This is a genomic window from Acidimicrobiales bacterium (assembly GCA_040219515.1).
Lineage (GTDB): Bacteria > Actinomycetota > Acidimicrobiia > Acidimicrobiales > Aldehydirespiratoraceae > JAJRXC01.
On record JAVJSI010000017.1, the window covers coordinates 69,308 to 91,122 of the forward strand.

Genomic DNA, 21,815 nt, shown 5'->3' on the forward strand with positions numbered 1-21,815 from the left:
TTCCCTGGTGGGTTGCTTCGTTTTGTCGTGTCCGACGTGGTGTTGGTCTTCGTGTCGTATTTCGTGCCCGAAAAGCAGAAAAGCCGCCGGATTTTCCGGCGGCCGCAGTGCTTCTCTCCCTTTCTTGGGTGACATTGGTGTCACCCGGGAGAGGCTCCGGAGGGCCGCTGGTCGCCATAGGGCTTCGTGGCAAAGGTCCACGAGGTCGAAATGGCGAGGGTCGAACGCACATCAGCACGCGCAGGAGCGGCGGCGGCGTTGAAACCGTTGTGATGCTCGTTGCACATGACGTTGTTCATGTCGACTCCTGGTCGCGGCCGGTCTCTCCGGCAGGTGACACGGTGGCGGACGCTTCGGCATCCGTCAACCGAATTAACGGCGATTTCTCGAATCGGGTCCGGACCGGCCCGCTACGGTGCCGCCCATGGCCGAACCCGGAGCCGCAGAAATCACCCCTCGGCCGCGGTCCGGCCGGGTGTTCGAGTCCGGTCGCCGGGTCCGTCTCGCCGATGTGGATCCCACCAGCCGGTGTCGGCTGGATGCGCTGGTGCGGCACCTGCAGGACGTCGCCCGAGACGATTCGGCCGACTCGAAGCTCGCGAATCCGATGAACTGGGTGGTGCGGCGCACGATGCTCGAGATCCACCAGCCGCCGGTCTTCGAGGAATGGCTCGACATCGCCACCTGGTGCAGCGGCTACGGCGGCCGGTGGGCCGAGCGACGCACCCAGCTCCGCGGTGACCGCGGGGCCCACGTCGAGGCGTCCACGGTGTGGGTCTTCGTCGACGCCGCGACCGGTCGTCCGGCCAAGCTCTCGCCCGACTTCTTCGAGATCTGGGGCGAGACGGCCGGTGACCGTCAGATCTCGGCGCGGACCACCCTGCCGTCGGCCTGGCCCGACGATGTCCACGACGACGTCTGGACCGTTCGTTTCGGCGACCTCGACGTGCTCGGCCACGTGAACAACGCCGCGCAGTGGATGGCCGTCGAGGAAGCGCTCGAGCGGTCGGGTCAGGCGAAGTTCCCGGTCCGCGCCGAACTCGAACACGGTCCGGGTGTCGAACCCGGCACCGATGTGCGGCTGAAGTGGCGCACCGTCGATGCCGGCATCGAAACGTGGCTCACGACCGACGGCGTCGCCGGCAGCGTCGCTCGGATCGTCCCCCTGCCGCCCTCCTGAGTGTCGAACGGCGGGTTTGGCGGCCGTCGAGGGGAGATCAGGCGGTGGCGAGGTCGAAGCGGAGGAGGCCGTCGTCGTCGCGGCGGGCCGAGGCCTCGCCGATCACCCGGAGATGCTCGAGGTGGGCGTAGGTCTCGCTGGCGGCCATCTCGCCCCACGACCGTTCGCGAAAGAGCACCTGCATCCAGGCTTCGACGGGCGCGTCGGGGTGGGCGTCGGCTGCGTCGCGCAACAGTTGCAAGCGGTCGTCGTGGTGTTCGCGGATGTGGGTGCAGCGTCCGGAGAGGTCCTCGAACGGATGGCCGTGAGCCGGCAGGACGCACGTGAGCCCTTCGAGCGCGGCGACCTTGTCGAGCGACGCGAAGAACGTGGCGAGCGGGTCGTTCACGTCGGTCGAGCCCGCGATGTGGGGGGTGATCGTGGGCAGCACATGGTCGCCCGCGAGCAGCACGCCCTCCTCGGGGTCGAAGAGGCACAGGTGGTCGGTGGTGTGGCCGGGGGTGTGGACCGCGAACCAGTCGCGCCCGGCGAGCCGCACGATCTCGTCGTCGGCGACGCGGATGGTGGGCTCGGGGCCTCGGAACCGGCGGTGACCGCCCTGGCCCATGACGATCCAGCGGCGGATGGCCTCGTCGGGCGGCGGCTCTCGGGTGGTGCCCCACGGCGTGGGTTCGAAGGAGGCGAACCGCCGTTTCCACACCTCGACCAGCTCGTCCTCGTCGGCGTCGAGCAGGTCCATGTCGATGTCGTCGTTGGCCTCGGCGACGAGCGACCGGAACGACTCGTGGGTGAGGACGGCGGCACCGGCCTCCTCGGTGAGCTGGTCGGCGCCACCGAAGTGGTCGGGATGGGAGTGGGTGACGATGGTCGTGTGCACCCGGGCCAGCGGAATGCCGGCCGTGGCGAGCCGTTCGAGCAACGCAGCCCAGGACTCGGGGCCGGGAAGACCGGGGTCGACGAGGGCGAAGCCCCGCTCGTCCTCGAGGGCGTAGGTGTTGACATGACCGAGGCCGGGCATGGAGATCGGGAGCTGGAGCCGGAGCACGCCCGGTGCCACCTCGGTCACCTCTTCGGAGGCCGGCTCTTGTTCCTGCTTCGTGTAGACGGGATCGGTCACCCCGGCACCCTATTGGGGCGTCGGCGGACTCACGAAAAGGGTCGAGCGGTAGTGGCGGAGCTCGTCGAGGCTCTCGCGGATGTCGTCGAGCGCCCGATGGCCGGCGGCCTTCTTCGGCGCCGAGGCGAACGCGTCGGGGTACCAGCGTCGGGCGAGCTCCTTCAGGGTGGACACGTCGACCGATCGATAGTGCAGGAACTCCTCGACCTCGGGCAGATACGCCGCAAGGAATCGTCGGTCGGTGCCGATGGAATTGCCGCAGAGTGGCACGGTGCGGGCCTCGGGGATGTGCTCGCGCAGGAACGCCATCGTCTGCTCGCCGGCTTCCTCGAGGCTGACCGTGGATGCCGAGATCTTCTCGAGCAGTCCGCTGCGGGTGTGCATGTCGGTGACGAAGTCGTCCATCTCGGCCAGTTCGGCCGCGGTGGCCCGAACGATCAGGTCCGGTCCCTCGGCGACCAGCTCGAGGTCGTCGTCGGTGAGCAGCGTGGCGATCTCTACGATCGTGTGACGGGAGGGGTCGAGCCCGGTCATCTCGAGGTCCATCCAAGCAAGCATCCGATCAGGGTAGACGGGGTCGCTAGGGTCGAGCCGTGATCGATCTTCCCGTCCTACGACTCGACCCCGAACTCCCGCTGCCCGCCTACGCGAAACCCGGCGATGCCGGCGTCGACCTCGTCGCCCGGGAGAGTGTGACCCTTGCGCCCGGCGGTGGCCGGGCGCTGGTGCCCACCGGCATCGCCATCGCCCTCCCCGAGGGCTACGCCGGGTTCGTGCAACCCCGCAGCGGTCTTGCATTCCGACACGGTGTGACCGTGCTCAACACCCCGGGCCTGGTCGACTCCGGGTATCGGGGTGAGCTGAAGGTGTGTCTGGTGAATCTCGATCCGTCGACCGCATTCGAGGTCGTGCGGGGCGAGCGGATCGCCCAGCTGGTCGTGCAGGCCGTCGGCCACGTCGAGTTCGTGGAGGTCGAGTTCCTCGACGAGACCGACCGGGGTGACACCGGGTTCGGGTCGAGCGGACGCTGAGCCGGCGGCTTACCGGGCCGCAGCCTCCGCCGGGGCCTTGCCCAGCCGGACACTCGCCTGGTTCGGGTCGACGGTGTAGTCGTCGACCAGGCCGCTGACGATCGCGTCGAACCGGTGGACCGCGGTCGCCCCGACCTTGGGCCCCTTTCGTCGGGTGGCCTCGAGTTCGAAGCAGCCGTCGGCCATCCGGAAGACGATGTCGATGTCGGTTTCGCCCTCCTGATCGAGGCCGTCGAGCAGCAGGATCATGGCCTCGTCGATGGCGAGGCGCAGATCGTCGATCTCGCCGAAACTCATTCCCTGGCGCAGCGCCAGCGCGGCGGCGCCGACGCGGACGATGCGCGCGTAGGGCGCCCGGGCCGGGACCCGCATCAGAATCTCGCTCGTGTCGGTCTGCCCCACTGCGTGAGTTTGTCACGGGTGAGGCCGAAGAGCCGATCGCGCCGGTGCCGCTAGCGTCGTCGGCGTGGCAATCCTCGTTGACGACGCTCGGTGGGAATGGCGCGGACTGCGATGGGCCCACCTCGTGAGTGATCGTTCCCGGGACGAGCTCCACGAGTTCGCCCGTTCGATCGGGAAACGACGGCTCGGATTCCAGGGCGACCACTACGACGTGGATTCGATCGACCGGGATCGGGCCCTCGCCGGCGGTGCCGTCGCCGTCGACAGCCGTGAGCTCGTTCGGCGTCTGCGCGACGCCGGATTGCGTGACCGCAATGCAAAACCGCGATGGCAGCGGCTGGCCACCTGGGCTCCGGGCGTTGCGATGACCGACGGGCCGGTCGACCTTCGTCGCCGGTCCGAGATCCTCGCGGTCGACACGACGAGCGCCGCAGTCGCGCTCTTCGCCGATCCGCATCAGCGGGTGTTGCTGTGCGACTTCCCGGACTCGGTCGTGGTGCCGGCCGGGGCCGCGTCGATGGCCACCGGCCCCCGGGCCGACGGGTCCTGGAGCATCGAGCTCTATTCCGGCTCGACCGGCGCACCGGGCCGGTAGCCTTTTCGCTGTGGCCCTCTACGTGCAGAAGTTCGGCGGCACCTCCGTCGGCGATCCCGATCGCATCAGGGCCGTGGCCGACCACGTCGCCCGCTGTCGCAAGAAGGGCGACCAGGTCGTGTTGGTCGTCTCCGCGATGGGCAAGGAGACCGACGAGCTGCTCCGATTGGCCGAACAGGTGTCGAAGACCAAGCCCGGTCGCGAGATGGACATGCTCATCACCGGCGGCGAACGCAAGGCGTGCGCCCTCGTGTCGATGGCGCTGCACGACCTCGGGATCGAGAGCGATTCGTTCACCGGTAGTCAGGCCGGATTCCTCACGGACTCGACGCATCGCAACGCGAAGATCCTCGACGTCAACCCCCACCGCATCAAGGACGCACTCGACGCCGGCAAGGTCCCCGTGGTCGGTGGTTCACAGGGTGTGTCGACCGACAACGACGTCACTTTCTTCGGTCGTGGCGGTTCCGACACCACCGCGGTTGCGCTGGCGCATGCGCTCGGCGCCGAGGCGTGCGAGCTGTACACCGACGTGCCCGGCGTGTTCACCACCGACCCGCGGGTGGTCGCCGATGCCCGCCAGTTGCATCATGTCTCATTCGACGAACTGCTCGAGATGACCGCCACCGGTTGTCCGAAACCGGCCATGCGGTCGGTCGAGCTCGCCCGTTCCCACGGAGTGAAGCTGCACGTCCGCAGCGCATTCTCGTGGGTGCCGGGAACCTGGGTCACCGAGGAGGCCTCCATGGAACGCGCCATCATCTCTGCGGTCACGCACGACACTTCCGAGGCCAAGATGACGGTCTCCGGGGTGAGTGACCGGCCGGGCGTCGCCGCGCTGCTTTTCCGCACGCTGGCCGACGCCGAGGTGAACGTCGACATGATCGTGCAGAACGTGTCGGACGAGGGTCGCACCGACATCAGCTTCACCCTGCCGCACGAACAGATCGAGGCCGCCACGAATGCGCTGCGTTCGATCAAGGACGAGCTCGGGTCCGACGACGTCGTGGCCGACGACGCCATCGCCCGGGTGAGCCTGATCGGCGCCGGGATGCAGACCAACCCGGGCGTTGCCGCCACGATGTTCGAGACACTGGCCGCGAGCGAGATCAACATCGAGATGATCTCCACCTCGGCCATTCGCATCTCCTGCGTGGTGCGAGAGAGTGCCGTCGAGGATGCCGTCATTGCCCTCCACGCCGCTTTCCAGCTCGACAAGGCGGCCGAAGACCGCGACGACGTCTGACCGTCAGCCCGCCTGTTCCCGTAGCTCGACGGTGTGATCGGCCAGGGCCGTGACGGCGCGGTGATGGCTGATCAAGAGGACCGTCATCGTCGATCGCAGATCGTTGAGACGCCGGAGGAAGTCGCCGATCGCCGCTTCGTCGAGATGGTTCGTCGGCTCGTCGAGGACCAGGACCTTGGGCTCGCCGAGCAGGGCACGGGCGATCGAGATTCGCTGTCGCTGGCCGCCGGAGAGGAGTTGGCCGTCTTCGCCGACCACGGTGTCGATGCCCTTCGGTAGGCCGTCGACCACGGCATCGGCACCGGAAACGGCGAGGGCCTGCTCGAGTTCGGCATCGGTCGGGTCGGCGCCGTAGGTGATGTTCTCGTGGATCGAGCCCGGTAGGAGGAACGGCTCCTGGGGCACGACGCCGAACTGGCGGCGCAAGTCATGGAGATCGACCTCGTCGTAGCCGAGGTCGCCGATTCGGATCGCGCCGCCATCGGGCCGGTAGAAGCCCAGGAGCAGACTGACGACCGTGCTCTTCCCCGATCCGTTGGGCCCGATCAACGCGGTCACCGATCCCGGTGTCATCGTGAACGAGAGTCGGTCGACCACCTGTGTGTCATCGGTGTAGCCGAAGCTCACGTCGTGGAACGAGAATTCGTCTCCGGCATCGGCCGCACGTGTGCCGTGATACGGGCGGGATGAGGGATCATGGAGGAAGTCGATCACCCGTTGGTAGGCGTGCCAGCCGCTGATGAGCTCGCTGTAGGCGCCCGCCGACCGCCCGGCGGGTCCGCGTAGCATCGCAAAAGCGGCGTAGAACGCGAGGAGCTCGCCGAGGGTCATCGAGGTGTCGATGACTGCGGCCCCTCCGGCGACGAGCAGCGCGGCACCGGCGAGTCCGATGATCGACTGTTGGGCGGCGCGATGGGCGGCTGCGATGAACTCGAACCGACTGTGGGCGCCGGTGAGCATCGCGAGCTCCTGGTCTCCTGCGGTCAACTCGCGTCCCTCTGAGCCGGTCACACGGATGAGGTCCTGGCTCCGGGTGATCCTCATGACGCGGGTGCTGAACTCCCGGAACACCTGGTGGTAGTGGCGCGTGGCCGGAGTCTGGCGGGCGATCATGAATCGGGAGACGAGCAACACGAGCGGGAGGAATCCCAGGGTGACCAGTGCCAGTTGCACATCGAGGATCGCGAGAATGATCGCGACGCCGACGGTGATCACGATGTCGGGCACCAGCTTGTTGAGGGCGGCGCCGAACATCTCGACGGCGCGAAGGCTGTCGGTCACGACCCGGTCGTGGATGTCACCGACGAGGCTTCGGTCGAACATCGTGCGGGGCGCATCGAACAGTCGACGAATCAGCGCACCCCGCAGGTCCTGCCCGATCCGTGTCGCGGTTCCGATCTGGAAGTACATGCTCACCACCGACGCAGCGCCACTCACCAGCACCGCGGCCGAGACGCCGGCTGCGAGCCCGAGCACGAGGCCCTTCCGCTCGTCGGGCAGTGCGGTGTCGAAGGCGTACCCGAGGAGGAGCGGAATGGGAAGAAGGGCGAGCGCCTGGACGATCGACAGAGCGGTGGCCAAGGCGATGCGGCCTCGGTAGGGGCGGATCGTGTCGACGAGTTGGTCGCGAACGATCCGATTCACCGGAGCGCCTTCGATACGTCGGCGGCGAGCGCTCGGGCTGCGGCGGGGTCGGTCAGCATCGCGTTGTCGAGGTGGGAGCCGGGCACGGTGAGGACATCGAGGCCGGCGCCGGCAACCTCGGACCACGACGTCGTCATCGCCTGGCGCCATTGGTCGGTCGCGTCGGCGCCGACGAAGAGCGTCACCCGACTCGAGATCCGCGGCGGTCGGTAGCGCAGTCCCGCGGCGCGCGAGACGGCGAGCATGCGGATGAACAGGAAACGATCGGATGGGCGGAGCCCGAAACGGCTGATGGCTGCGCCTTCGACGATGGTCCGCAGACGACGGGAGGCCTTCTCGGGTGCGCGCCGCAAGCGGCCACTCAGCTTTTCCCGGACCCGGCGGGTGATTCCTCGAAGACCCTCGTCCGCATAGGTGTCGCGGTAGATCTCGCGGCGCGAGCGAGGATCGGCCGCGTCGGCCAGTCCGGCCTCGATCGCGCCCAGGAACTCGACGACCTCGCCGTCTTCGTGGAGACGCCGTGCGATGTCGACCGCAACCAGTCCGCCGAGGCTGTAGCCGAGCATGCGGTAGGGGCCTTGCGGCTGGGCTCGGCGCATGGCGTCGGTGTAGTACTCGCCGAGCTCCTCCACGGTGGTGAGCGGGGAGCGCTCACCGCGAGTGCCGGGATAGTCGAGCCCGAGCACTCGCAGGTCGGGGTCGAGTGCGGCGACGATCCGTTCGAAGACGAGCAGGACGCCACCGGCACCGGGAAGGAGCCAGAGTGGGGCCGAAGCCTCGGTCCCGGGCCGTATCACGACGAGGTCGTCGTGTGTCGCCGGCGCTTCGCCGCTCAGGCCGAGCGTGCGATGCAGCGCCCGCGGTGTTCGGGCTTCGAAGAGAACCGACACGCGTAGGGTGATGCCGTAGCGGCTCTCGACCAGCTGGAGCAGCTCGAGTGCGGCGAGCGAGTCGCCGCCGGCGTCGAAGAAGTCGGTGTCTGGCCCGAAGCCTGCGAGGTCGTCCGTTCGGCGCTCGAGGGCCCGACGGTGCAGGTGGACGAGTTCGGTGAGTTCGGGGTCGTCGAATATCGTGGTGGCGGGTGGTGGGGCCGACGGCGCCGGCTCCTCGATCGCAATGCGTGTGACCGCGCGTCGGTCGATCTTTCCGCTCGGTGTGCGTGGGAGTGCGTCGTGGAGGAAGTAGCGGACCGGGCGGCTGGACGCCGGCAAGCGATCCCGGGCTGCGGTGCGCAGCGCAGCGATGTCGGGCCGGACCTCACCCGGCTCGACATGGGCGACCACCGCCTGGCGCGACGGGTCCTCGAGCGCGGCGAAGACCTCACTCAGCGGGTCGACCGAGCCGCTCGCGTGATCGAATGCGGATCGCAGTGACGCCGCGTCCGCATCGGCGAGACGCACCTGGAGCGACCGGGGGTCTTGGGCGACCACCACGGTTGCTTCGACGCCTTCGACCGACTCCAGCGCCGCTTCGATCTCACCGGGCTCGAGGCGCACTCCGCCGACGTTGAGCTGGTCGTCGAAACGACCGAGGAAGTAGATCTGCCCGCCGACGTGGGCCGCCAGGTCACCCGTGAGAAAGGCCCGACCGGGGCCGAGTGGTGAAGAATCGAGGAACCGATCCGAATCCAGGCCGTCGTAGCCGTCGGTGACGAGGGCACCACCGAGCACGAGCTCGCCCACGACGCCGGGCGGGCACGGCTGTGCGTCGGCATCGATCACGGCCGCCCAGGTCCCCGGGAGCGGCGTACCGATGGGGACGACCCCCGATGACGTTGCGTCGAGATGCGCGGCAGTTGCCCATACGGTTGCTTCCGTTGGTCCGTACTCGTTGGTGAGTCGGCTCTCCGGATGGGTTCGGCGGTGGGCGTCGATGAGCTCGCTGGTGGTGGCTTCGCCTGCAACGATCACCTGGCGGGGCCACGCGCCACCTTCGCCGGCTCGGCTCAACACCGCCCGGTAGAGCGTGGGAACGAGCAACGTGTGGGTCGATCCGCCGGTGAAGAGATCGACGAGCTCGTCGACATCGTGGGCCTGCGTCGTCGTCGGAAGCGTCAGGGTCGCGCCGGTGCTCAGGGCCCAGAAGAGGCCCGCCACCGAGCTGTCGAACGCGAAGCTCGAGAGCAGCAGGAAGTCGTCGGGATCGTCGCGGTAGACGGGGCCGCGCACCGCAGTGCTCACGGCGAGTCGACGGTGATCCACCGCCACACCCCGCGGCGTGCCGGTGGAGCCGGACGTGTGGATGACGTAGGCGGTGTCGTCGAGCGACGTCGGCGGCAGCGCGTTCCCCGGCTCGAGGGACTCGGATGGTGCGAGGTCGATGACGACCTGCGGATGACCCACCAGCACGGCCTGTTCTGCGTCGGGCCGGGCGACGAGGACCATTGCCACGCCGGCGCCATCGAGAATCTCGCGGTTGCGGTCCGATGGGTAGTCGAGGTCGATGGGAACGTAGGCGGCGCCGGCCTTGAGGATGCCGACGATCGACGCCACGGCGGCAGCGGAGCGCCGAACCGCCATCGCCACTCGATCGCCGGGTCGGATTCCGTCGGCGATGAGACGGCCGGCGATGTGGTCGGACCAGAGGTCGAGATCGAGGCGGCTCGTGGTGGTGTCCTTGAGCCGCACCGCAATCGCATCCGGCCGAGCGGCAACATGGGCCCGGAACGCGTCGAGGACGTGTGTCGAGGTCGGCGCCGGATCCCCGTGGAGGACGTGATCGTTCGTCCCTCGGCTGCGCCACTCGGCAACGGTCTGCTTGGGTGCCCGAACGATCGCGGTCAGGGCGGCCTCCGCCTCGGCCAACAGGAAATCGGCCATTGCGGCATCGATGACGGTGGCGCGGTGCTCGATCGCGAGCTCGACTCGGTCGTCGCGCACCTGGACGAAGATCGTTGCGTCGGCGACGGCCGATCCGCTGTAGAGGATCTCCTGTTCCACGGGCACCTCACCGAGCCGAAGGGCGCCGAGCTCCTGGAGCGTCACCAGCACCTGCGGAGTGGGGTCGGGTCGCCCGACATCGCGCTGGTCGGCGACGATGCGGGCGAACGGATACGAACGATGGGTCATTGCCTCGGCGAGTCGTGAGGCGCACGCAGTGCGCAGTTGCGCGAGCGTGAGCTCGTCCGAGACCGGGACTTCGATCGGGAGGGTGTTCAGGTAGTAGCCGATCAGATCGGTCGCGGCGGCGTGGTCCCGCGTCGAAACCAATGCGCCGACCGAAGGTGGCCGACGGCCGTCGATGCGACGCAGGGCGAGACCAACCGCGGCGAGCACCGTTGCGAATGGGCTGGCGCCCGCGGCGGCGCGTAGTTCGTCGGCGCGAAGGGTCGTGGGACGCTGCCGCAGGCCGTCGGGCTCGTGTCGCGTAGGGCGCATGATCGGCAGACGCGCACCGCCTGCGGCGTGCTCCAGCCAGAAGGCTCTTGCGGCCTCGGGAGCGCGCCGCCGCTGCCACGTCGTGTGGTCGGCGTAGGAGATCGGCAGCTGCGGGAGATCGTCGCCGGAGTAGGCCGTCGCGATCTCGCTCCAGAGTCGGTCGAAGGAGCCTTCGTCGGTCGAGACGTGGTGGGTCGCGATCGTCAGGATCGCCGTGGGTGATTCCGTGTCGGTGAGCTGACCGAGCTGGGCCCGCAGCAGCGGTCCTCGTTCGAGGTCGAAGGGTGCGCGGTGGAGTGCTGCCGCCGACCGCTCGGCCTCCTCGGTGGTGCCGGGCTCATCGGCCCGGAAGTCGACAGCGGCGGTGGGCGTCAGGCGGACCCTCGGGCTGGCATGGGTCCAGTGGAGCGGTTGGTGCCGGGCGGCGACGCGTTCGATGGCCCTGTGGATTCGGTCGACGTCGACGACACCGTGGATCCGATAGGTCCGGCCCTGGTTGTAGCGCGGGTCGACGGGATGCAGGCGTGCTTCGTAGAGGAGCGACTGCTCGCCGTCCGACAGGGGCGGTGGCGAGCCGGCGGTCGCAGGCTGTGGACCGGCCTCCGTGGTTCCGTCCTGGAGGAACGCCGAGATGGCCTCGGCGAGTCGGCGCGGGACGGCGTTGGCGAACACGACCGAATCGGGCACGTCGACGTCGAGCTCATCGGTGAGCAGCATCGCCATCTCGATCGCCCCGAGGGAGTCGCCGCCCAGGGCGAAGTAGTCGTCGTCGACCGAGATCGGCTCGATGCCCAACTGCCGCTCCCAGATCGACACGATGGTGCGTTCGAGCGGTGAGGCGGGTGCGAGCACCATGCCGGGACTCGAGCGGTGGGATCGCTCGGGCGCCGGCAGCTTCTCGATGTCGAGCTTGCCGTTGGCGGTCATGGCCAGCTCGGGCACGAACACGAACGCGTCGGGTATGGCGTAGGCGGGGAGGAGGCTCTGGAGGTGGGTGCGGAGTTCGGTCGGTGTGGGTGGTGCGGTGTCATTCTCGAGTTCGGCCCAGGCCGTCAGCACCTCGCGGCGTCGTGGCCGGTAGTCGACATCGGCCAGGATCGCGGCGACCTCGGCGACGTCGTCTCGGTCATCGAGTTCGGCCAGCGCCTCGTCGCGTTGCTTGTGGCCGAGGCGAACGTCCCACGCATAGGGCTCCGCGTAATTGTGGTAGCCCTGCTCATGGAGGTGGGTCTGGATGCCGGCGGCGTTGATCCGGCAGTTCGTCGACCGGCCGGTGTCGGAGGGCCGGACCCACGGTGCCTCCTCTTCCAGGAAGCGGAGCATCTCGCTGAGTTCCACGTCGAGGTAGCGGTAGAAGTCGACATAGCTCACCGCCTCGAAGACATCGTCGGTCTCGAAGATCTCCGTGTCGAGAAGCCGGGTCACGGCATCGTCCGTGCGGTGATAGGCCTTGCGGGCTGCCAGCACCGCCTCGTCGATCGCGGCGGGATCGAAACGGCTCTCGGCGAATTGCGCAGGCGTCAGGCGGGTCTCGAAGAGTTGGCCTCGGGAGAGACCGGTGACGACGAGAGGCGCACCGAGCTCGACCGCTCGGTTCGTGGCCACGGTGTAGATGGTCTTGAAGCACCCCTGGCAGACATTGCTGAAGCGGTCGAGTGAGTCGCGAAATATCGCGTTCATCGCGTCTGTGGTTGCGAACTCGTGCGACACACCGAGATGGTCGATGGACCTGCGGACGTTCTCCTTGGCCTCGTCGGAGATGAAGCCGTTGTCGAGGGTGAGTGCGTGGACATCGAAGCCCATCTTCACAAGCTGGTAGAGGACGTAGGTCGAGTCCTTGCCGCCACTCAGCAAGGCGATGCAGTCGTAGTCGCCGCGTCGCGATCGACGGGCTTCGTCTCGCAGGGCGATGAGGTCGTCAGGTGTGCGAAACCAGGACTCGGCCTGATCGCGGACCGCGTCGTAGTCGCGGCACCGGTCGCACGTTCCGGAGTCGTCGAACGAGACCCCTGGAACGTTGTCGGCGAGTCCGCAGCGCACACAGTGGCGGTTGGCCGGGCGGTGGGTCGGAGACCAGGGCCGGACCGCCGCGCGTCGGATCAGCGGATGGCTGACGAGGGCTGCTTCGATCTCGCTGGGATCGAGGCGGATGCCGCCGACCTTCAACTGCTCGTCGATGCGACGCAAGTAGACCAAGGTCTCGTCGTCGAGCATGCGGACGAGGTCACCGGATCGGTACCAGCGGGTCTCGTCGATCTCCATGAACGCGCTCGGGTCGGCATCGAGGTAGCCCGTGGTCATGCCGCGGTGGGAGATCAGGAGTTCGCCGGGGGCCCCGACCGGTACGGGATGAAACGCCTCGTCGACCACACGAAGACGAACGCCCGGCGCAGGCCGGCCGATGGGGACTTCGGGGCTCGAACGGTGGGAGTCGCCGGTCGCCTCGTAGATCATGCAACCGACGACGGCCTCGGTCGGCCCGTACTCGTTGAAGATGTGAACACCGGGGAGCTTCGATCGCAGGCGGTTCGCGAGGGGCGCGAGAAAAGCCTCGCCGCCGACCACGAGGGTGGTGAGTCCGTGCTCGTCGGGCAGGAGACGGTCGAGTATCTCGAGATGGCTCGGCGTTGCCTTGCACCAGGTGAAGTCCGTGTCGGCGGCGATCGCGGCCACGACGGCGGGACCGTCGCCGCGGAGGACGACGAGTCGTCCGGATGTCGCAGTCGCCACGAAGAGGCTGGTGACGGTGAGATCGAACGTCAACGCGCTGAACAGCGGGACCACGAGGTCCTCGTCGCGCTGGACGTAGTGGTCGATCGCGAACGCGAGATAGTCGGCGAGGCCGCGGTGGGTGATCGGCACCCCCTTCGGCTCGCCGGTCGACCCCGACGTGTAGAGCAGGTAGCACTCGTCGGTCTCGGTGACTTCGGGATCTTCGAAGCGGGTCTCGTCGATCTCGGGAAGCGACCGGAGGGTGAGCACGCACTCGGCGCGCTCGATGAGTCGTTGTCGTCGGGTGTCGGGTTGGGCGGGATCGATCGGTACGTAGGACCCGCCGGCGACGAGCACTGCATAGATCGCGATCACCGCGTCCGCCGAGCGTTCCATCTCGATGGCCACGCGGGTGCCGCTGGTGACGCCCTGCGCCCGCAGGGACGCGGCCACGGCGGTGACGGTGCGCCACAGATCATCGCCGGTCCAGGACCGCTCTCCGTCGACGAGGGCAACCCGGGTCGACCCGTCGAGCGCGTCACGCAGGCGCGCCACGACGAGCGGTGGGTCCGAGTCCGGCCCCGCAGCATCACCCCAGCGCGTCATTGTCGCCGCCTCGTCGGCGGTCAGGACGGGCATCTCATCGAGCCGGTCGTCGGGCCGATCGACGAGTGCCTCGAGTACCCGCAGGAAGTGGGCCGGTGCTCGCTCGGTGGCCGACTCGTCGGCCGCCGCCTGGTTGACATCGAGGGCGAGCTCGGGTGCGCCGAATCGGAAGAGCTGCACGCGGAGCAAGTGCGTCCGGTCGGCCGCCCCCGAATGGACATAACCGAAGGTCGCCGGGATGCCGGCGAACTCCTGGATATCGGCCGCCGGTACGACGTTGACGATCGCCTCGATGTTCGCCCCGTGGGGGGCGGTGCCGGGACTGGCGTTGGCCAGGGTCGATGCGAGTGATCGGGCCACCCGATGATGCAGCGTGGCGAAGGTGTCGTCGGCGTCGATCTCGACACCGACCGGGAATACCTCGACGAGCGGACCGACCAGTGTGCGGGCCTGCGGCGCGCTGCGGTTGTGGACCGGAACACCGATGTCGAATTCGACAGCTCCGGTGATGCGATGGAGGAGGGCCGCGGTTGCCGTCAGGAGGAGCGCCGTCCAGGCCAGGTCGGGGGTGAGGAGCCGGAAACGTCCCGACAGATGTGCCTCGAGGGACCTGCGGAAGTCGGCATCGAATTCGACCGGGACCCTGGTGCTGGAAGCCGTGGGCGGCCGGTTTCGGGCGTAGAGATGACCGAACCGAGGTGCAAGACGTCGCTCACTCCAGTGGGAGCGTGCTCGCGCGATTCTCTCGTCGGGTCTGCTCAGGCGTCGGACCCAGTCGTAGTACGAGTCGGGGGTCGGACTGTGGCCGACGTAGGCCTCGGCGGTCTCGCGGAAGATCTGCGTTGATGCGGCCGCGTCGGTGACGCAGTGGTGGAGGGCGAGGTACCACGTGGTGCTGTCGTCCTCGTGGCGCAGCAGCACGCTGTCGAACACCCGCTCGGCGACGTCGATCACGTCGGCGATTCGACGGGCCGCCCATTCGCCGACATCGTCGCGAGGAAGATCCATGGTCTCCGTGGACGCCGGCTCGGCGCTGAGCTGCACGGACGTGGCTTCCGCCCCCGATGCGATGACGCGGGTGCGTAAGACGTCGTGTGCGGCGACCACCTGGGCGAAGGCTGCGGCCAGCCGGTCGTGGTCGACCGGGCCGTCGATGTGGACAACGCTCGCCATGTTCTGCATGGGAGATCGGGGGTCGCGTTGCTGCGACGCGTAGAGGGCGCGCTGGATGGGCGAGAGGCTGTGGCGGCTCGGCATCGCGATATGGGTCTCGGTCATGGTCGCGGCCTGACCGTCGTCGGTGCCATACTCGGCCCGCCGACGAAGGAACGATGCGCATGGCAACCATCGTCTTGGTCCCGGGCGAGGTGACCTCCAAACGAATCCTGGCGGCGCGGCTCGCCGATCGTCTTCTGGCGTCCGGACACCGGGTAGTGCTTGTCGACGGTGGCGAACGATCGCTGGACCGTTTCGGTGGGGTCGAGCGTCGGATCTGCGCGTGGCGCGCGAAACCCGACACGACTCGGCGTCGACTGCGCCCGGTTGCGCAATGGCGAGCCATCGCCACGGCAAGCCGCAGCATCGACGTCGACTCGGTCGTAGAGGTTCTCGACGAGGTCGGCGCCGAGTTGGTGCTCGTCGACATCGAGGAGCACGAGTTCGTCGTTGCCATGAGGGCACGATGCCCCGAACTGCCCGTGGCGGTGCTCAGCAGCTTCTTCGGACTGTGGCCGGTACGGGGCGTCCCGCCACTCGACTCCCCGATGGTGCCGAGGGTCGGCTTCCGTGGTCGTACGTCCCTGTCCGTGGCCTGGTGGATCAGCCGTGGGCGGCGAGTGTGGCGCGACGGGCGCTACCACCTCTCGGGGCGAAAGGTCGAGCGGGCGTCGGTCGTTCGCCACCTCGCTCGACGTCTCGGCGTGCGACGGGAGATGACGAGTCTCCCTTGGCTCCATCCGTTCGTGCCGAGGGCGGTTCCGACGATCGCCATGATCGCCCCTGAGCTCGATCTCCCCCAGCAGTGGCCCGCCCACGTGCGGGTGGTGGGACCCCTGCTCGAGCTGCCCGACCGTACGGCACTCGCTCGCGTCGCCGACCCTGATCTGGTCGGCTTCGTCGGTCGGGCCCGCGAGGAAGGAGCCCCGCTCGTGGTTTGCGCATTCGGCGGATTCATGGCGACCGATGCCGACGACTTCTCCGAACGAATCGTCGAGGTGGCCCGCATCTCGCCCGACCTCCGATTCGTCGCCGTCGGACCGACCGGTGGGCCGGATCCCGAGAACCTCCTCCGGAGGGCGTGGTTGCCGCAGCGCGAGCTGCTCGCCCACGCCGCGGCTGCGATCGTCCATTCGGGAACCGGCACGCTCCACGAGTGCGCGATCGCAGGCGTGCCCATGGTCGTCTACCCGTTCGCGGTCAATGATCAGGCCGGGAATGCGGCGCGGGTCGAGTATCACGGCATCGGCATGGTCGGGGATCGTCGACGCGACAGCACGGCGACGATCGCGTCGAATCTCCGGACGGTCCTGGCGTCGTCGGAGATCAGGCGGCACCTCGACGATCTGGCTATGCAGCTGCGCGCCGCCACTCAGCATGATCGCCTCTCCCCGGCGATCGACGAGTTGCTGGCCTGAGTCGTCGGCCGCCGGCTCACCGAGCGCTCACGTAGTCGAGCATCTTTCTCACCGATTGGAAGTTCTCGATCACCACGTCACCCGGGTCGATTTCGACACCGAGTCGCTGCTCGAGCCAGGCGACGATGCGGATGACTCCGAGAGAGTCGACCAGCTCGGTCAGGAGCAAGTCGGTGTCGGCATCGACCGGCACGCCGTATGTGATCTCGTCGGTGATCATCGAGAGGAGGTCGGGTTCGAGGGTCGAGGCAGACTCGGTCATTGCGTCACCTGTGCGGCTGGGGAACGATCCAACGCCTCGATCCGCACCGCGACGGCGGCGTGGTCGACTTTGTCGGACCCGGTTCGGGGAAGTGCGGTCGTCGTTCGGATGAATTCGGGCCGAGCGCTCGGGGGGAGCCTGTCGTGAAGGATGGCGCGAATGGTGTCGACCTCCACGGTCGTCGTCTCGACGAGCGCGCCGAGCGATCCCGACTCGGTGAGTCCGGCCGCGCTGGCGGAGACTCCGGCGATCGAGTCGAGGGCGGCTTCCACGGCCTCGAGTTCGATGCGGACGCCGCGAACCTTCACCTGGCGGTCGAGTCGACCGAGGAAGTGAAGCCGGCCGTGGGCATCCCGCTCGACCAGGTCACCGGTTCGATACCACCGTGTGACGATTCCGCCGGGGCCCACCTCGTCGACGAAGGCTCGGTCCGTCAATTCGGGTTGTGCCCAGTAGCCGGCCATCGCGGTCGCGGTGGACACCCACAGCTCCCCGAGGGAGCGCTCTTCGGCCTGGGGCGCGTCGTGTTGGCCGACCGGACGAATTCGGCATGCCGTGTCGCCCCACGCCACGCCGATCGGAATCGACTCACCGTCGGTGGGTGGCTCGTCGAGATGATGGAAGGTGCACTGGTTCACCTCGGCCGGACCGTAGGCGTTGCTGAATCGTGCGTTGGGGGCGAGCTGCATCAGTCGCCGGAGGTCGTTTGCCGGAAACACCTCGCCGCCGAAGATCACCCAACGCAGCGAGGCGAGCGAACGCTCGCTGAGGGCCCCCCGATCGAGAAGTTGACGCAGAATGGTCGGCACCGAATACCACACCGTGACCCGCTCACTTTCGACGAGTTCAGCGACACTGGCCGGGAACCGCAGCACGGCGTCGGCAACGAGAACGACCCCGGCGCCGACGAGTGGCGCGGCGTAGAGCTCGAACGTCGACTGATCGAAGTGGAACGGTGCGACGTTGGCCATGCGGTCGCGAGATTCGAGGCCGTAGCAGTCGGCCGCGATCTCGGCGTATCTCAGGCCGCTGCGGTGTGTGTGGACGATGCTCTTCGGACGACCGGTCGAACCGGAGGTCGTGATCATGTACGCCGGGTCGTGGCCGGTGCGGGTGACGGGGCCGGCGGGTTCGGCGGCGGCGACCTCGTCGTCGCTCAGGTGTGGCGCTCCCGCGCCGGGGTCGCACCCAATGGTCAGTACCCGGGTGGCGCGGGACGGCCAGTTCCTCGCGGTGCTCGGGTGGAGAAACGCGGCCGCCGGATCGATCCGGCCGAGAACGTCGTCCACGGTCGAAGCGCTGCTCCGCGGGTCGATCGGTACGGCAACGGCTCCGGCGTGCATCGCGGCGTGCATCGCGATGTGCGCCGCCGTCGACTTCGGCGAAGCCACCACGACGCGGTCGCCCGGCGAGATCCCTCGCACGCGCAGGGCCGCGCTCAGCCGAGCGACACGGTCGTGCAGCGTTGCGTAGTCGAGACGATCGTCCCCGCCGGTAACGGCGTGGGCCGACGGATCGCGTTCGGCCGCTGCCGGGACGAGCTGGGAGAGGAGGTAGGGGCGGGTCGGTCGGAGAATCACGGTGTGGAGCTCGAATAGGGGTCGTGCGGGTCGAAGGGAAGCCGCTCGAGCTCGATGCTGGTCCCGAGGCCGAGTTGTTCTGCCAGCGCGACTGCCAGGCGAAGCGCAACGTCGTCCTCCAGCGCCCACCCCGTGGAATCGAACACCGTGAGGCCCGCACGATGACGACGGAACTCGACCGCTCGTTTGGTCACCTCCCAGAGCTCGGGCCCGATCGCCCCGATGTCGAGCTGCTGGCACTCGCCTTCGACCATGCACTGGTCGAGCGTGTCGGGGACGACGAGGTCGGCCGCGGTCGTGAGAGCTTTCGGGAGCTCGATCTTGCCGGGGAAATCGGCACCTACGGCATTGACGTGGAGCCAGGGCCGCAGGTCGGTCATCTCGATGACCGGTGGTGCGCCGATTTCGGCCGAGGTACAGGTGCAGAGCACGTCGACCTCGCCGGCGATGGTCGCCGTGCGGCTCGGCTCGGCGATCTCCACCGCGACGTCGAGGAAGGTGGCGCGACGAGGGAACGACGCCGCCACCTCGGGGTCGGTGTCGATTCCGATGATCCGGTCGATGGTGCGGACGCGGCTCACGGCGTGCGCCTGGGTGATGGCCTGCGCACCGAGCCCGACGATGCCCAACGTGATGGGCCCGTCCTTGGCGAGGAGGTCGGTGGCGAGTCCGGAGGCGGCGCCGGTCCGAATGGCGGTGAGAAGTGTGGCGTCCGCGATCGCCACGAGGTGCCCGGTCTCGCTGTCCCACATCGAGGTCGTGGCGATGACACTCGGAATGTCGCGCTGCACCGGGTTGGTCGGGTGATAGCCGACCATCTTGATCACGACCGGTCCACCGACCTCGTGGGTCGGCATCCATTCGATGAGGCCGTGGGCGGGTTTCTCATAGCGAAACCCGTCTCGGGCGCGGCTCTCGTGGACGTCGGCATCGTGGTCGTCGAACCGCGCCCGCAGCGCGTCGATCATCTGGTCCATCAGCGCGTCTCGGCCGACGTGGTTCAACAACGCCGAGAGATCCTCGGCCCCCAGGAGAAGTGTCTTCATCATCGTGTCTACGTGAACGCTGCTCTCCACGGATGCACGGCGAGCCGGTCCGGTCCTCCCTCCGTGGACCTTCACAGTAGGACCGGATATGGCGCTCGGACTGGGTCGATGCGATCATTTCTTCGTCATGCTCACTCACCCGGAACGCCTGCGATTCGGCGGGATGTCCGTGCAAAGCGGCCCGGACCGCCTCGGCGACCTCCGCGAGCGCTCGCCGTCGCTCGATGACACCGACGCCATTCGGCGGGCGTTCGAGTCCGATGGCTGGGTCTTTCTCCCCGGCCTCCTCGATCGTGAGACCGTCGAGGCCGCTCGTGAGGAGCTGCTGTTGAAGTACGCGATCGTGGGCGAGATCGACGACCGTTTCTCGCTCGATGAGGCGATCGCCGGCGATCGCGCCGGTCTACCCACGGCGAATCTTCGGGTTCTGACCGAGAGCCTGCGCCGCGGGAGTCGCTACGAGTCGGTGATTCTCGCGCCTGAGCTCATCGACGTCGTGGGGTCGATTCTCGGCGGTGCCGTGCAGCCCTACGACTTCCGTTGGCCTCGGCTGGCACGACCGGGCGAGGGGTGCGGCTTCCACTGCGACGGGCCGTACATGAATCGCGGCACCGACCGACACCTTTCGACCTGGATCCCGCTCGGACGGATCGAGCCTCACGAAGGCGCACTGATGATCCTCGAAGGAAGCCACGACAACCACGAACTGGCCGAGGGCTACCTTCGCAAAGACGCCGACCGCGACGGTCTGGTGTGGCTCTCCGACGATCCGGCAGAGGTGCAGGAACGCTACGGAAAGCGTTGGCTCACCACGACGTTCGAACCGGGTGATGTGCTGGTCTTCTCCATGAGCTGCGTACACGGCGCGTTGGACAACGAATCCATCGAGGGCCGATGTCGACTCTCGACCGACAGCCGATACCTGCTCGCAGGCGAGGTCCCCGACGAACGATGGAACGGCGACGATCTCAACCCTCACGGAGAGGGTCGGGTGTTCTATCCCGGTCTCGGGAACTGGGAGAACGCCGACTTCCAGGACGAGTGGAAGTTCGTGGACGAGCGGGGCCGTCTCGTGCTGCCCGATCGAGCACCGGATCCCGAGCACTGATCCGCAGAGCCCATTTACGGACCCGACGCTGCGGTGGCACCCTGTGTGCCAACCGGAGATCCGACTCCCGCGACCGATCGAAGCATGATGTCACGACAACCTTCCCCCGAGCTCGTGGTCTCCGCGATGCTCGAGCGGGGTCACCCGATCAAGGCCGAGATGGCGGACTGGGCACGCGCCGCGCTCGATCCCGGCGACATGGTTGCGCGGGATCTCGAATGTGAGTTCTTCCGCGAGGGCTGGGAACGCATCGCCGCTCGGGGCGTTCTGGGTTCCATCATCCCGACCGTCCACGGTGGCCAGGGACTCGACGTCGTCACGGCCGCGCTCATGCTCGAGGGACTCGGGCTCGGCTGTCTCGACAATGGACTCGTCTATGGCGTGGCCTCACAGATGCTCAGCTTCCAGGAGGCGATTCTCCACTTCGGCTCGCCGGCGCAAAAGCAGTACGTGCTCGGGCCGGCGTGCGCCGGTGCACTGATCGGCGCGTTCGCGATCACCGAGGCCGAGTCGGGAAGCGACGCGTACTCGCTGGCGACCACCGCCACCCGTCGCGGCGACACCTGGATCCTCGACGGCGAGAAGTCCCACATCACCCTGGCTCCGGTTGCCGATGTCGCGGTGGTGTTCGCCCGCACCGATCCAGATCTCGGCCGATGGGGCATCACCGCCTTCCTGGTCCATCGCGACCGACCGGGCGTGACGTTCTCCGACACCCGACCGAAGATGGGCCTTCGGACGACGCCGTTCGGCAACATCGTGCTCGACGGCTACGAGGCGAGCACCGACGACATGCTCGGCAACGAGGGAAGCGGGGCCAGTCTGTTCGCCACGTGTATGGAGAGCGAGCGGTCGATGATCATGGCGTCGCATCTCGGTGCCGCCGAACGGTTGGTCGACGAGGCGATCTCCCGGGCGAACGAACGTGAGCAGTTCGGCCGTCCGATCGGCACGTTCCAGGCGGTCTCACATCGCCTGGTCGACATGACCATGCGGCTCGAGGCGGCGCGACTGCAGGTCTACAAGGCGACCGCCGCCTTCGGCGCGGGCAAGGCGACGCTCCCGGCTGCGATGGCCAAGCTGGCTGCCTCGGAGGCGATCGCCGCGATCGGAATCGACGCCGCGCGCATCCATGGGGCCCGTGGCTACGTAACAGAGTACGAAGTCGAACGAGAGGTGAGAGATGCGCTTGGATCGCTGGTCTATGCAGGAACGTCGGATGTGCAGAAAAACACCATTGCTGCGCTCCTCGGTGTCCGCGGTCAGGGTTCCTGAC

The 21,815-nt window shown here is 68.0% G+C and carries 15 protein-coding genes; 7 read left to right on the forward strand and 8 right to left on the reverse strand.

The window, feature by feature from the left end:
* The first annotated feature begins 424 nt into the window (after positions 1 to 424).
* Entirely contained in the window at positions 425 to 1,180 is a 756-nt protein-coding gene (locus RIB98_17525; GenBank protein ID MEQ8842783.1) for a thioesterase, read from the forward strand.
* Positions 1,181 to 1,217: 37 nt separating this feature from the next.
* On the opposite strand, the gene RIB98_17530 is transcribed toward RIB98_17525, so the two are convergent.
* Together RIB98_17530 and orn are read right to left on the reverse strand one after the other, a co-directional pair.
* The gene (locus RIB98_17530; GenBank protein MEQ8842784.1) at positions 1,218 to 2,297 is read right to left on the reverse strand and encodes an MBL fold metallo-hydrolase; all 1,080 of its coding nucleotides are present in this window, start codon (positions 2,295 to 2,297) and stop codon (positions 1,218 to 1,220) included.
* A 9-nt stretch (positions 2,298 to 2,306) separates the two neighbouring features.
* Positions 2,307 to 2,855, reverse strand: a complete 549-nt coding sequence (gene orn, locus RIB98_17535) for an oligoribonuclease (GenBank protein MEQ8842785.1) — start codon at positions 2,853 to 2,855, stop codon at positions 2,307 to 2,309.
* A gap of 35 nt (positions 2,856 to 2,890) precedes the next feature.
* Between orn and dut the strand changes: the two genes are divergently transcribed.
* Positions 2,891 to 3,328, forward strand: a complete 438-nt coding sequence (gene dut / locus RIB98_17540; protein MEQ8842786.1) for a dUTP diphosphatase — start codon at positions 2,891 to 2,893, stop codon at positions 3,326 to 3,328.
* A gap of 9 nt (positions 3,329 to 3,337) precedes the next feature.
* Here the strand turns inward: dut and RIB98_17545 are convergent, their stop codons facing one another.
* Positions 3,338 to 3,730: a hypothetical protein gene (locus tag RIB98_17545; GenBank protein ID MEQ8842787.1), complete on the reverse strand. Its 393-nt coding sequence runs from the start codon at positions 3,728 to 3,730 to the stop codon at positions 3,338 to 3,340.
* Positions 3,731 to 3,794: 64 nt separating this feature from the next.
* Here RIB98_17545 and RIB98_17550 point away from each other — a divergent pair, with 64 nt between their 5' ends.
* Positions 3,795 to 4,325 carry a DUF4031 domain-containing protein gene (locus RIB98_17550; protein MEQ8842788.1) on the forward strand — a complete coding sequence of 177 codons (531 nt, stop codon included), beginning with the start codon at positions 3,795 to 3,797 and terminating at the stop codon, positions 4,323 to 4,325.
* A gap of 10 nt (positions 4,326 to 4,335) precedes the next feature.
* Positions 4,336 to 5,571 (forward strand): aspartate kinase, encoded by a 1,236-nt coding sequence (locus RIB98_17555; GenBank protein ID MEQ8842789.1) that lies wholly within the window; start codon positions 4,336 to 4,338, stop codon positions 5,569 to 5,571.
* A gap of 3 nt (positions 5,572 to 5,574) precedes the next feature.
* Here RIB98_17555 and RIB98_17560 read toward each other — a convergent pair whose 3' ends face one another.
* Both RIB98_17560 and RIB98_17565 read right to left on the reverse strand, forming a co-directional pair.
* Positions 5,575 to 7,215 (reverse strand): ABC transporter ATP-binding protein, encoded by a 1,641-nt coding sequence (locus RIB98_17560; protein ID MEQ8842790.1) that lies wholly within the window; start codon positions 7,213 to 7,215, stop codon positions 5,575 to 5,577.
* Positions 7,212 to 15,188 (reverse strand): amino acid adenylation domain-containing protein, encoded by a 7,977-nt coding sequence (locus RIB98_17565; protein MEQ8842791.1) that lies wholly within the window; start codon positions 15,186 to 15,188, stop codon positions 7,212 to 7,214. The genes RIB98_17560 and RIB98_17565 overlap by 4 nt, the downstream gene beginning before the upstream one ends.
* Positions 15,189 to 15,247: 59 nt before the next feature.
* On the opposite strand from RIB98_17565, the gene RIB98_17570 reads away from it, so the two are divergent.
* A complete protein-coding gene (locus tag RIB98_17570; GenBank protein ID MEQ8842792.1) occupies positions 15,248 to 16,543 on the forward strand; it encodes a glycosyltransferase in 1,296 nt (431 codons plus the stop codon).
* Between the two features lie 16 nt (positions 16,544 to 16,559).
* Here RIB98_17570 and RIB98_17575 read toward each other — a convergent pair whose 3' ends face one another.
* From RIB98_17575 to RIB98_17585, 3 genes are read right to left on the reverse strand one after another with little or no spacing between them, the layout of a single operon-like run.
* Positions 16,560 to 16,805, reverse strand: coding sequence for an acyl carrier protein (locus tag RIB98_17575; protein ID MEQ8842793.1), 246 nt, complete (start codon positions 16,803 to 16,805; stop codon positions 16,560 to 16,562).
* A complete protein-coding gene (locus tag RIB98_17580; protein MEQ8842794.1) occupies positions 16,802 to 18,385 on the reverse strand; it encodes an AMP-binding protein in 1,584 nt (527 codons plus the stop codon). Before RIB98_17580 ends, RIB98_17575 begins: the two co-directional genes overlap by 4 nt.
* Positions 18,382 to 19,431 carry an ornithine cyclodeaminase family protein gene (locus RIB98_17585; protein MEQ8842795.1) on the reverse strand — a complete coding sequence of 350 codons (1,050 nt, stop codon included), beginning with the start codon at positions 19,429 to 19,431 and terminating at the stop codon, positions 18,382 to 18,384. Before RIB98_17585 ends, RIB98_17580 begins: the two co-directional genes overlap by 4 nt.
* Positions 19,432 to 19,558: 127 nt before the next feature.
* Between RIB98_17585 and RIB98_17590 the strand changes: the two genes are divergently transcribed.
* A complete protein-coding gene (locus RIB98_17590; GenBank protein MEQ8842796.1) occupies positions 19,559 to 20,539 on the forward strand; it encodes a phytanoyl-CoA dioxygenase family protein in 981 nt (326 codons plus the stop codon).
* Positions 20,540 to 20,623: 84 nt separating this feature from the next.
* A complete protein-coding gene (locus tag RIB98_17595) occupies positions 20,624 to 21,814 on the forward strand; it encodes an acyl-CoA dehydrogenase family protein (protein ID MEQ8842797.1) in 1,191 nt (396 codons plus the stop codon).
* Position 21,815 lies beyond the last annotated feature (1 nt).

Bases quoted from the DNA above. Each gene is read 5' to 3' on its own strand.
- RIB98_17575 (MEQ8842793.1), bottom strand. From the start codon at position 16,805: ATGACCGAGTCTGCCTCGACCCTCGAACCCGACCTCCTCTCGATGATC.
- RIB98_17585 (MEQ8842795.1), bottom strand. From the start codon at position 19,431: ATGAAGACACTTCTCCTGGGGGCCGAGGATCTCTCGGCGTTGTTGAAC.
- RIB98_17590 (MEQ8842796.1), top strand. From the start codon at position 19,559: ATGCTCACTCACCCGGAACGCCTGCGATTCGGCGGGATGTCCGTGCAA.
- RIB98_17595 (MEQ8842797.1), top strand. From the start codon at position 20,624: ATGATGTCACGACAACCTTCCCCCGAGCTCGTGGTCTCCGCGATGCTC.
- orn (MEQ8842785.1), bottom strand. From the start codon at position 2,855: ATGCTTGCTTGGATGGACCTCGAGATGACCGGGCTCGACCCCTCCCGT.
- RIB98_17570 (MEQ8842792.1), top strand. From the start codon at position 15,248: ATGGCAACCATCGTCTTGGTCCCGGGCGAGGTGACCTCCAAACGAATC.
- RIB98_17565 (MEQ8842791.1), bottom strand. From the start codon at position 15,188: ATGACCGAGACCCATATCGCGATGCCGAGCCGCCACAGCCTCTCGCCC.
- RIB98_17525 (MEQ8842783.1), top strand. From the start codon at position 425: ATGGCCGAACCCGGAGCCGCAGAAATCACCCCTCGGCCGCGGTCCGGC.